The following is a 12,060-nucleotide window of genomic DNA, read 5'->3' on the forward strand; positions in this document are numbered from 1 at the left end:
TTACTGCGAAAAGAATTGGTAATATAAACGCACTACTTTTTCCTAATAGGTCATCCATTAAAGCAGTCTTATAAGCTATTAATGCAAAGATACTATGTGCTAATCCTATTATGTAAGGAATGCTAAACAAGGTGAAAATCTCTTTACTTATTATTCTTTTTATCTTCTTTTTGTTATAGCCCATTCTATTTAAAATAATAAATTCATTTTTATTTGCCATCATACTTGAAAGGTTATGGAAATAGAGAATACTGCCTGTTGCAATAAAGAAGATGATAGTAACAAAACTAATGAGCAAGAATGTTGAGCTGTTTTGCTGAATAATATAATCATTTTTCTGGTAACTGCTTGTAAAATAACTATTATTTTTAAATAGTGGAGCTAAGTTTTCATAAACTGTTTTATTATCCCTCATATCTTTTCCATTAAAACTGACTATCGTTTTTTGGGGTAACTCTAAAACTTTTATTTCTTTATACAGTTGATCCGAGATAATAAGTGTTCCTATACTATTTGCAAACCCAATCGAATTAAGTAATGTAGTGTCTTTTACTTTAACATCTATATTAGTTGTAGGCGTTAAATTTAAAGTATATATTTTCCCTTTATCTAGATTTTCTTTTTCAGGTCGATATTTTACTAGGATGCTTTCATTTTTAGCTAAATGATTAAATTCTACATTTTTATCTTGAATATGTATTAACTTTCTGTAATCTGACTCAGAGATAAGGTCAAATCCATGTTCTTTTTTTATACGATATTCTTTAGGTAAATTATCAGAATTAGATTTCCCGTTAATAATGGTTGTTTCTGCATATCTTGTATTTTCTTTACCGACAGTATTTTGTACAGTTTGTAGTGCTTTATTCGCTACATCCTTATCGTCTAAAGGGAACTCAATAGCTGAAGGTACGATCCGTTCTGTAGCGGCAACTGGATAGTAAAGAGTCAGTAGAGTAGAACTGAATATAGCTAAAGTTCCTGCGGTTAATAAGGCTAATAAAATTAAAGTTTTTGCTTTCGAACGAATTTTAAATATAAAGTTTGGAATGACAATAATATTGGATTCTTTATAAAACCATATTTTATTTTTCTTCAATTTTTGAATCGCATATGGTAAGAAAGAATGAATAAAGAAGATCGTTCCTAATATTACACTAAACATTGTTAAGAGGGCGATGGGGGAAAAGCCAATTGTTTTCCACAAAGAGTTCGTGCCTCGTGTAATATCGATGGCTAAGAAATAGCCAATTAAAATGAAAAATAATCCTAGTAGTGAAAAAACTGTATTGATTTTTATGTTTTTTTCTTCCTTTTGTTCCATGCGCACTAAAGTTAGTAAGGAACTTTTTCGAAGAATAAGCCAATTTGATAAAGATAAAACAAAAAGAACAGCAAAGATAAAAACAAAGGTAAATAGTACTGCATCAAGATTAATAAATGGTACTTTAGAAGTATCGATTTGTAATTTTAGTATTTTAATTATTGCTTCCACAATTCCTTTATGAGCGATAGCACCAAAAGTGATTCCTACAAGAAGGGCAGTAGAGCAAATGATAATATTTTCAAAAGTTAACAGTTTTAGCATCGTTGATTTTCTGTATCCTAAAAGAGAATAAATACCGAGCTCGTTCATTCTTTTTTTCATGAAAAATGTATTAGAGTATGACATATAGAATAGTACAAATGCCATAACAAAGATTGCCACTGTTTTGGACATTGTTTCTATCCTACCGTCAGACGAAATCTTTACCATGACAATGTCGTTCATGGAAAAAGAGATAAAGGAGAAAAATACCGTCAGTACAAAAGCTACTGAAATGAAATAGAATGAATAGAAGGAGAAGTTATTTTTTAAATTCTTTTTTGCAATTGTAAATAAACCCACAGTTCAATCTTCCTTTCATGCTCTTAGTTATATCGATTTTCATCAATTTTAGAGATTTCTTTTAATATTTCTTCAAAAAATTCTTTTCTATTTTGTTTATTTTTCTTTAATTCTTTTATAATGTTTCCGTCTTTGAATATTAAAATTCTACTAGAAAAACTGGCTGCATAGGCATCATGAGTTACCATTAAAATTGTAGTTCGAAGTTCCTCATTTACCTCTTTTAATTTTTGAAGTAGTTCTGTTGCAGAATTTGAATCTAACGCGCCTGTAGGTTCATCTGCAAATAAAATACTAGGCTGCTTTGCAAGGGCTCTTGCAGCTGCAACCCTTTGTTTTTGTCCACCCGATAATTGACTAGGATACTTGCTTAATTGCTCAAATATATCAAAACGCTTTGCTAAATTTTCTATTGTGGATTCAATTTCCTTTGGAGAGTTTTTTAACAGAGTAAGTGGAACAGCAATATTTTCCTTTACTGTTAAACTATTAAGTAAAAAATACTCCTGAAAAATAAAACCTAAGTAATCCTTCCTAAAATCAGCAGATTTATTATTGTTAAGCGTTTGGATATTGACCCCGTTTATAAAAACATCGCCATCTGTAGGGGTATCGATAGTGGATAAAATATTTAATAAAGTCGTTTTTCCGGATCCAGAGGCTCCCATAATCCCCACAAACTCCCCCGCTTGAATATCAAAAGAAACTTTATTAAGCCCAGGTAATTGGTTCTTGTTATAAATTTTTGTCACATTCCTTGCAGATACTAATGCATTCATTTTATTTACTCCTTTGCATCTATTTATATATAAAGTGTATCTTTTGATATAAAAAGAAGCATGAGTAAAAAGCGCAATCTTGTGCTCATATGCTGTTACTTTGTATTACGAAATGGTGTAACTGATAAAAAATATAGATACATCATGATAGGGGTATGAATAAAAGAAGCACCAACTTCAAAAATCCCATCAGCCGATAAAACGAGGGAAGTTCAACATAATGGACATAAACGGTGCTTATACATGTAAAGTAAGAGGTCATGAAAATGAATAAAGACTGCTAATTTTCGTGCGCTTTGATTATGTAGTAATAGGGGGAAATGACATGAAGAGCAATACTCCTAAGAAAATTTTATTTATTCAATCGGGAATTCCTTTTTATTATCCAATGATCGAAGCAGCAATTTTGAATAGTTTACAAAAGGTAAACAGCGATACAAGTATGGTGAGTCCGGAAAAAGCTGTAAAAACCGCGTTAAAAATGAAACCAGATTTTATTTTGGTACTGAGTGGTTTAAGTGAAGAATTTTATCATATTATGCCATTCTTAAAAAAGGCAGGGTTTACTACTGGGCTTTGGCTAACAGATGATCCTTATTATACGGATGTAACACAAAATTTTGTTCCGTATTATGATTACATATTTACGCAAGATTTAAATTGTATCAAGTTTTATAGAGGGTTAGGATGTAAGAATGTGTTTCATCTCCCTTTGGCAGCGAATCTAGATGTGTTTAAACCTTCTCATAAAGAAGATACATATAAGTATGATCTTAGTTTTATAGGCACAGCGTTTGAAAATAGACTTACCTTTATTGATTCTATTTCAGAGTATTTAGCAGAAAAAAATACAAAAATTGTGGGGTTCGGTTGGGAGAAATTAAAGAATTATGAAAGGTTAAAGGATAAAATACAACTATTGCCACTTGCGAAGTATGAAGATGCATTACAATTTTACGTATCAACTACAATCAATATAAATTTACACCGTTCACCAAATGATAAGGAATTGAATTGTAATACTGCAAACATCCAAGCCTTCTCAGTAAATAATAGGACGTTTGAAATTAATGCTGTAGGCTCTTTTCAACTAACTGATATACGACCAGATGTAGCAAAGCATTACAGACCAGGTGTTGAAATAGAGACGTTTAATAGTGCATCGGAGTTTATACAAAAAGCTGATTATTATTTGGAACATGTACAAGAAAGAAAACAAATAGCAAAAAATGGACTGGATCGAACCTTGAAACATCACACATATGATAAACGAATTATACAATTATTAAACTATATTAATTTGAGGGGCGTGAAGATGTAGTCTAATCATTAACTTAAATGAAATAGCATAGGTATACATGAAGATAAGCGTTTAATGCACTGGGATAGACCAGAAGAGATTGCTGAGGATGTTTTAAATTGGTTGCTATAAAAAGGTCCGTTGTTCGAATGTGAGCAACGGACTTTTTTTAATAACTTAATTCAAGAGTGATATAAGGACAAGCAAGAGCATTAAAGTTCTATCGCCAATTCTTTTTTTGCTATAATAGATGCGTGGCAGGAAATAGATAGAAAGAAACTGCTAGTAATTTATACTTAAAGTAGGGAGATTGAACAGAGTTATGGGGACAGAAAAAGAAATTAGTTCCGCTAAATTAATATGGAAGATGACGCGCCCGCATACGTTAACGGCGACGTTTTCTCCTGTAATTTTAGGGACAGTAGCATCACTTTATGTTGCCAAAATCGATTGGCTTTTATTTATTGCGATGATGGTTGCATGTTTAGCATTGCAAATAGCAACGAATTTATTTAATGAGTACTATGATTTCAAACGTGGATTAGATACCGCTGATTCTGTTGGTATCGGTGGCGGAATTGTCCGTCACGGATTGAAACCAAAAAACGTGTTAACAGTTGCACTTTTATTGTATGTAGTAGCAGCAATTATTGGAGTTTATATTTGTATGAATAGCAGCTGGTGGTTAGTCGTCATCGGTTTAATTGGGATGGCGGTTGGCTATTTATATACAGGTGGTCCATTACCAATTGCGTACACTCCATTTGGAGAATTAGTTTCTGGCTTGTTAATGGGGACATGTTTTGTACTTATTGCTTTCTTTATTCAAACGAATACGATAACGATTGAAAGTGTATTGATTTCCATTCCAATTGGAATTTTAGTCGGTGCAATTAACATGTCCAATAACATCCGAGATATCGAAGAAGATATTAAAGGTGGAAGAAAGACATTAGTAATCCTCCTTGGGAGAGAAAAAGCAATAGTAACACTAGCTGTTGCCTTTTTCATTGCTTATGTATGGATCGCGGTGATTGTGTTGATGGGTTATATAAGCCCTTGGGCATTAGTTATGTTCCTAGGTTTGAGAAAGCCAATCTCTGCTATTCAAAGTTTCCAAAAAGGAGCAAAGGATCCCGGTTATATGCGCATCGCCATGAAATCAACAGCGATGACAAATACGATTTTCGGCTTCTTATTATCAGCAGGATTATTAATTAGTTATTTGTTTTAAATAAAAAATCTTGTTAAATAACTTAACCCCAATTTCTCAATTTTAATGTAGAGAGATTGGGGTTTTTATTTTGAGTTTGTTTAACGTTAAGAACATTTTCATTCGAAGTGAAAATACCAATAAATTGCAACTTCATCACTTGTCATATCCAAACCTTTATAAATAAGAAAATCAAATCCACCTATTACAAATCCACATTTTTCATAGAACTTACACGCAGCAACATTATTATTTTGCGTTTCAAGCATGATCCCGGGCATGTTGCCTTCTTTTGCCCATTGCTTTGCTTGATCAATTAATCTTTTACCAACCCCGAGTGTACGATGTTTTTTATCCACCGTTATATCTTCTATGTAAGCATAGTGATTCCAATTCTTTTTCAATACTATTAATCCGATGATTTGGTTATGTAACAGTGCTATGTAGATTACTTGATTGGGCTTATTTATATATTCATTGTACGCCACTTCTTCATTATCATTTTGTAAATAACTTTTTTCATAACTCGGAACGTCTTCTACTTTGTATTCTATGCGTCTATTTACTTTTGAAAGAGAAAGAATTAACCGAGCATTCACTATAAAACTGTCATCAATTTCCGGGAGATTGTCTAAATCATTTGTTTCTAACTCTCTAATTAAAAGGCTCATCGTGATACCTCCAAATCATATTATTTCTTCTGGTTTTTTATGTGATTCAAATTCATTCCAATTATAAAATTATAATAGTATTTCAATAGTAAGGCTATCTCTGCATTTTATCTTTATACTGTCATGCTATTATCTTGATATAACCATGTTGTATGTAGTAGTGACGGAAATAGTGAAAGATTTCTAATTGGTTAACATATAAAATGAACTATTTCTTCCTAACAATAAAATAAATCGTGGAGAAGAGAAAAGATGCAAAGAACAATATTAATCGTAGAAGATGAAGATATTTTACGTGAGATTATGAAGGATTACTTATTAAACGAAGGGTACAACGTCTTAGAGGCGATTGATGGAAAAGAAGCGTTATCTATATTTGAAGAGCATGAGGTGCATTTAATTATTTTAGATAATATGTTACGGGAATTAGATGGCTGGGCAGTCTGTCGGCGAATTCGGAAGAAATTTAATGTACCTATTATTATGTTAACGGCTCGGGTAGATGAAGATACTTTACTCGGATTTGAACTAGGAGCAGATGATCGCACTATTAATAGTCATATTCGTAATTTGCGTCATAAATTAGGACAAAAAGCAGCTTGTATTGTAACCGTTGTACGAGCTGGTTATAAATTTGAGGGACAAGTATGAAAAAAGGAATTGTATTAAAGTTATTTATATTAACAACAGCATTATGCACACTTATTTTAGCAACTATTTTTATTGGACAAACTATATTTTTTAAGCAATACTATGCAAATCGAAAAGTGAATGATATTGAAAAGAATATTCAATCCTTTGAAAAAGCATATGTAAAAGCTGGAGATGATGCGACAGCAATTCAGGAATTGGAACAAAATTTCTATCAAGAGAATGCCACATGGATTACAACGTTAGATCGTGCAGGTAATATAAAATATGCAAATGATTTTTCTATAGAAATTCAATTAGACCCTAACGAAAATAAGAGTTTTTCTGAACGTTCCATTCATATACCGTTGTATAGTTTTATCAATTTAGAAGATATAGAAAGGATGAAATATAGTTTAGAACAAGGGAGTCATATTATTATCGATGGAGTACAGAAGGGGGATATAGTAGTCCCTGCGATGTTAACGATAAAAGAGAAGAATGTTGGGCTAGAGAACAAGCAACTATCAGAAAGGTTGTATGGGCCAAAAGCTGTATCATCAAAAGAAAGTTCACAATTATATTTAGCAGGAAGCATTCAGAACGTGGAATTACCAGAGGGGACTGCAGGAAATAACTTTATATATGGAAATCGTGTGCTTATAGATAGAATAAAGCAATTTCAGGTTGATTTATTATTGGATCGAAAATTTAATGATGTTACTTCTACAGAAATAATGGATTACGAAGAAAATAATATTAAATATAAACTTTTAATCAAGCCAACAAAAGATGCAAATGGTATGAAAAATTATATTTTTGCTATGACATCATTGCAACCAGTTGATGAAGCAGTACAAATGATAAAGGATTATTATGTATATTTAATTATCTTTGTATTGATTTTAATTGTGTTGATATCGTTCTATTACTCAAAAAAAATCGCTAAACCATTATTACGAATAAATAATACTACAAAAAAAATTGCAGGTTTAGATTTCTCAGAGACGATACCTATTACTACAAAGGATGAAATAGGTGATTTATCACAAAATATTAATACGCTTTCTAAAGCTTTGCATTCGTATATTCATCAATTGCAGCAAGATATAGAGAAAGAAAAGCAATTAGAAAATACACGTAAAGAATTTATCGCGGGTGTTTCACATGAGTTAAAAACACCTTTAAGTATTATGAAGAGCTGTATTTCAATTTTGGAGGATGGCGTTGCTAGTAATAAAAAGGATTATTACTTTAAAGCAATGTCAAAAGAAGTAGATAAAATGGATATGCTCATTATTGATATGCTCGAGTTAGCAAAATTCGAATCTGGTACGTATAAAATGGAAATGGATGTTTTCCATATTGATGAGATGATCGATTACATATGTGAGCAATTAACCTCGGATATAACAGCTAAGCAATTACATGTTCATAAAGAACTTTCTAAAATTGAAGTTGTTGCAAACCAGCATCGCATAGAACAAGTTATAACTAACTTTATTACGAATGCAATTCGTTACACACCAGAACAGGAGAATATTATTATTTCTACAATAGAAGAGAATGAACGTGTAAAAGTATGTGTAGAAAATAAAGGAGTACATATTGAACTAGAACATTTAGAAAAAATATGGGATCGTTTTTATCGAGGAGATACGTCACGTCAACGTTCAAAAGGTGGAACAGGATTAGGCCTTGCTATTTCAAAGAATATTTTGGAGCTACATGGTGCGGAATATGGTGTTTCGAATACAGAAGATGGAGTATTATTTTTCTTCTATTTAAATAAAAACGTGTAGAATTTTCGTTCTACACGTTTTGTTCATTTTTAATTAAAATCGACATTATCTGCATTTTATCTTTATCAGCATTCATTACTATTTTCATTAGAAACGGAATGAAAAGTTGATAAGGAGATTGTTAAAATGAAAAAAAGAGCGATATTGCTTTTGTTTATTATAGTAATACTGGGTACAGGCGTTAGTTTCATACATGCTAAAGGGTACAAAAACATATCAACAGAGGATTTACGATTAAGAGGAAAAACAATTGTAATTGATCCAGGGCACGGTGGAGAAGATAGAGGGACGAAAGGAAAGAAATTTGGAACAATTGAAAAAGAGCTTAATTTAAAAGTAGCACAAAATATAAAGAAAGAATTAGAAGAAAGAACAGATGCAAAAGTTATATTGACGCGTGAAAAAGATGCGAGTTTACTTTCAGAAACAAAACAAAAGGAAGAATTGCAAGCTCGTGTAATAGTAGCGAAAGAACATGCGGCGGATCTTTATATTAGCATTCATCATGATGCTTTTGAGGATACAAATGTAAAAGGAATAACAACTCATTATGGATCTAATAAAAGGAAAGATAAAAAATTAGCTAAGGTCATACAAGAAGCTATTTTTGATCAAAATATAGACAGCCGAGATCGAGGCGTTCATGGCAGTGATTTTCTTGTCTTACGAGAAAATCCTTCTCCGGCTATCCTAATAGAATTAGGATTTACATCTAATGCGAGTGATGAAAAAAGAATGAATTCAGAAGAATTTCAAGCAAAATCGCAAAAAGGTATTGTAGATGGCATTATTAATTATTTTATTATGTAATAAAATAGGCAAGTAGAAAAATACTATTCTTTCTATATCTTAATTAGGAAGAGTAGTATTTTTTATTTTGGGTGTATATCCATTCTTTAGAAACGAATATTTTTTCTAAAGAGTGGATGCAATACGCTATTCTTTAACTGATTTCGACATTATCTGCATTTTATCTTGATCCGTCTCTATTAATCTATTTATTGTAAATACCGGTTGAAACTAACGATTCAGTCGAGTAAAGGCTCAGCTTTTTAAATAATGAATATGAAAATGAATAGGGAAAGGATCGAAAAATAATGAAAGAATCACAAAGTAAGAAAAAAACAAGTGTAGTAACGAAGGTAATAATATCTCTAGGAGTTGTTTTAGCAACGACCTTTTTGACTTTCTTTTTAATGGGGGAATGGAACTCTACCCCAGCGAAAGGAGTAGCTAATGAAAGTAGTAAACAAGTTAATACGCAACAAGAAAAGAAAAAGGAAACATCACCAGCAAAACAAAAAAGACCTGATGGAAAACCGGTAGGAAAGGTTGTGTATTTAACATTCGATGACGGTCCTAGCGAATTAACTGGGAAATTTTTAGATGTACTAAAAGAGCAAAATGTTCCTTCGACATTTTTTATGCAAGGTAGCAATTTACAACATACAGGTTTTCAGGAAAACGTAAAAAGAGCGGTAAAAGAAGGACATTATATTGGTGCTCATAGTATGACACATAATAGTGATAAGCTATACAAAAAGGGACAATTTGTACCGGAGATGAAAGAAACGTTAGCTTTGATCCATAATATTACGGGTACAACTCCTAAACTAGTTCGTCCGCCATATGGATCTGCACCAGGATTAAAGGGTGAGGAAATTCGTAATCAAATTGTAGAAGCAGCAATAAAAGTTTGGGATTGGACAATAGACTCAAATGATTGGAAATTAAAAGATAATCCAACTCAGATTATCGAAAATGTAAAGAAACAAACAACAGAAGAAGTAGAAGTTGTTTTAATGCATGAAAAGGCGCAAACATTACAAGCTCTTCCTGAAATTATTAAATTTTATAAAGAGCAAGGATATGAATTTGGTGTATATAATGACGAGGATCATTTTCGTTTAAACTTCCAGAAAGATCAACGTCTATAGTATGAACATAGTTATCTTAAAAAGGTGTTTTTATTACTAAATCAATAATTAAGCCAAAAGTCGATTTCCTATACGATAAAGAAATCGGCTTTTTCTTTATAAATTTTATTTAGAGTATGCAACCTGGGTTTTAGGCTGAATATATTGACCTTAGTTTAAAACGGCATTGAGGGCTCGTAGTATTTTTTCTAAACATATTAGTTAAGATTATTCGACAACCATATTAATAATAATTAAAGTATAGAATATACACATCTTAGGGAGGGCATATATGTGAAGAAGTGGATGAAAATTGTTCTGTACTCTTTACTAGGTATTTTACTTATGGGAAGTATTACGTTCTTTGTTTGGTCTCAGTTTACTTATAAACCAACGAAAGAGGCTTTATCGTTAGTAGAAGGTAAAAAAGATGAAGATCATATCGTTTTTGGAGAGAAAGAGGCTAAAATAGGGATTATTTTTTATCAAGGAGCTAAAGTAGAAGTTGAGGCTTATAGTTACTTAGGTGAATCTCTTGCAAAAGATGGGTATTTTGTAGTAATGCCTAAGCTACCATTAAACTTAGCGATACTTGGAATCAATGCGGTAGACAGTGTAATGGAACAGTATCCTGAAGTTCAAAAATGGTATGTTGCTGGGCATTCAATGGGGGGAGCTATGATTTCTAAGTATGCCTTTCAACATGAAGATAAGGTAGACGGGATTATTTTCTTAGGTTCGTATCCTGCAGATGACTTCTCTACGAAATCGATTCCGATGTTATCAATTTATGGGGAAATAGATGCTTTAGCGACTGTAGAAAAAATAGAGAACAATAAAAAGTTAATGTCAAAGAATACAACTATGCACATGATTAAAGGGGGGAATCATGCTCATTTTGGCATGTATGGTGAGCAAAAGGGTGATAATGCGAGCTTAATTACGGCAAAAGCACAACGAGATGAAACAGTGAAAGTAATTGAACAGTGGTTATTAAAACAATGATAAGTAATTTAATAAATTTATCGAAAGAGTTCTCTTTCCTCGAGTGTGTGAAGGGCAATAGATGAGAGAGTGAATAAAGAGCCAACTCATACCGAGTAGGCTCTTTTATTTGTTTGGTATTTTCAATTTTCCCTTTATTTTCTCCGGAATATCCTTTTCAGAAATAACATCGTAAGAATAGACGTATCTTCCTTTTACATGAATTCTCAAGTAAGTCTTTCTTATAAAGTCATTAGGAGTATTCGTTCCTACTGTATACTCTTTCTCATTACCAGATTCATCAACGCCTTTTAGTGAATACATAGCTCTTCCGTTCGTATGATAATCCGGAACGCCATACCCCTCGGCAACGGCATATACATTTTTTTCTTCAGCAAGTGGATTTAATATGTCCAAATCCCCGCGTAACATGAAAGGTAGTAAGTATATAAGGAGACCTATTCCTATTATGCAAAGTATAAATTTTTTCATGATTGTTTCTCCTTTTGTTAATTTACATTTTCAGTATAGAAAAAAATTCTTATAAATATAGAGGGGAATTCCTTAAAGTTTTCTTAATAAAGTTTAACCGTGTGAAAAAAGATTAACTTGAGTATTAAGCTTACGGAATGAATAGCCAAATAACCTGTTTTTTTATTTTGATTTAATTAACGCAAAAAGTATCTTGTACTCCTTTTGTAACTTTTTCTAAATAGAATTTTTCTATAAAATAAGAGGATTGCCTTCCAAAAAAATCGTTATTTGTAACACTTTTATCCAAGTAAAGTTCTCATGACATTGCTTGGATATTCAAAAGTATTAATAACCTATTACATAAAATTTTTTGAAAATTTAGGTTTAACATCTTTAAAAAAGG

At 31.8% G+C, this 12,060-nt stretch carries 12 protein-coding genes; 7 read left to right on the top strand and 5 right to left on the bottom strand.

What is annotated here, in order from left to right:
• The coding region (locus tag KI369_RS24500; RefSeq protein WP_212957819.1) for an FtsX-like permease family protein at positions 1-1,888 on the bottom strand (1,888 nt) is incomplete at its 3' end.
• Positions 1,889-1,911: 23 nt separating this feature from the next.
• Positions 1,912-2,667: an ABC transporter ATP-binding protein gene (locus KI369_RS24505; protein WP_212957821.1), complete on the bottom strand. Its 756-nt coding sequence runs from the start codon at positions 2,665-2,667 to the stop codon at positions 1,912-1,914.
• Between the two features lie 325 nt (positions 2,668-2,992).
• Here KI369_RS24505 and KI369_RS24510 point away from each other — a divergent pair, with 325 nt between their 5' ends.
• Both KI369_RS24510 and menA read left to right on the top strand, forming a co-directional pair.
• The gene (locus KI369_RS24510; protein WP_212957823.1) at positions 2,993-3,988 is read left to right on the top strand and encodes a CgeB family protein; all 996 of its coding nucleotides are present in this window, start codon (positions 2,993-2,995) and stop codon (positions 3,986-3,988) included.
• Positions 3,989-4,289: 301 nt separating this feature from the next.
• On the top strand, positions 4,290-5,201 hold the full coding sequence (menA, locus tag KI369_RS24515) for a 1,4-dihydroxy-2-naphthoate polyprenyltransferase (protein ID WP_212957825.1): 912 nt from the start codon (positions 4,290-4,292) through the stop codon (positions 5,199-5,201).
• 98 nt (positions 5,202-5,299) lie between these two features.
• On the opposite strand, the gene satA is transcribed toward menA, so the two are convergent.
• Positions 5,300-5,851: a GNAT family N-acetyltransferase gene (gene satA / locus KI369_RS24520; RefSeq protein WP_212957827.1), complete on the bottom strand. Its 552-nt coding sequence runs from the start codon at positions 5,849-5,851 to the stop codon at positions 5,300-5,302.
• Between the two features lie 252 nt (positions 5,852-6,103).
• On the opposite strand from satA, the gene KI369_RS24525 reads away from it, so the two are divergent.
• The 5 genes from KI369_RS24525 (at position 6,104) to KI369_RS24545 (ending at position 11,204) form a co-directional block, all read left to right on the top strand.
• Positions 6,104-6,502, top strand: a complete 399-nt coding sequence (locus KI369_RS24525; protein WP_212957829.1) for a response regulator — start codon at positions 6,104-6,106, stop codon at positions 6,500-6,502.
• Positions 6,499-8,283: a sensor histidine kinase gene (locus KI369_RS24530; RefSeq protein ID WP_212957831.1), complete on the top strand. Its 1,785-nt coding sequence runs from the start codon at positions 6,499-6,501 to the stop codon at positions 8,281-8,283. The genes KI369_RS24525 and KI369_RS24530 overlap by 4 nt, the downstream gene beginning before the upstream one ends.
• A gap of 126 nt (positions 8,284-8,409) precedes the next feature.
• A complete protein-coding gene (locus tag KI369_RS24535; RefSeq protein ID WP_212957832.1) occupies positions 8,410-9,093 on the top strand; it encodes an N-acetylmuramoyl-L-alanine amidase family protein in 684 nt (227 codons plus the stop codon).
• Positions 9,094-9,380: 287 nt separating this feature from the next.
• On the top strand, positions 9,381-10,220 hold the full coding sequence (locus KI369_RS24540; protein WP_212957834.1) for a polysaccharide deacetylase family protein: 840 nt from the start codon (positions 9,381-9,383) through the stop codon (positions 10,218-10,220).
• Positions 10,221-10,493: 273 nt separating this feature from the next.
• Complete coding sequence (locus KI369_RS24545) at positions 10,494-11,204, top strand: alpha/beta hydrolase (RefSeq protein ID WP_212957836.1); 711 nt, start codon at positions 10,494-10,496, stop codon at positions 11,202-11,204.
• A gap of 105 nt (positions 11,205-11,309) precedes the next feature.
• Here the strand turns inward: KI369_RS24545 and KI369_RS24550 are convergent, their stop codons facing one another.
• Positions 11,310-11,675: a YxeA family protein gene (locus KI369_RS24550; protein WP_212957838.1), complete on the bottom strand. Its 366-nt coding sequence runs from the start codon at positions 11,673-11,675 to the stop codon at positions 11,310-11,312.
• A gap of 172 nt (positions 11,676-11,847) precedes the next feature.
• Positions 11,848-11,964: an acyl dehydratase gene (locus tag KI369_RS29570; RefSeq protein WP_238484953.1), complete on the bottom strand. Its 117-nt coding sequence runs from the start codon at positions 11,962-11,964 to the stop codon at positions 11,848-11,850.
• Positions 11,965-12,060 lie beyond the last annotated feature (96 nt).

This window comes from Bacillus sanguinis, from assembly GCF_018332475.1.
GTDB lineage: Bacteria > Bacillota > Bacilli > Bacillales > Bacillaceae_G > Bacillus_A > Bacillus_A sanguinis.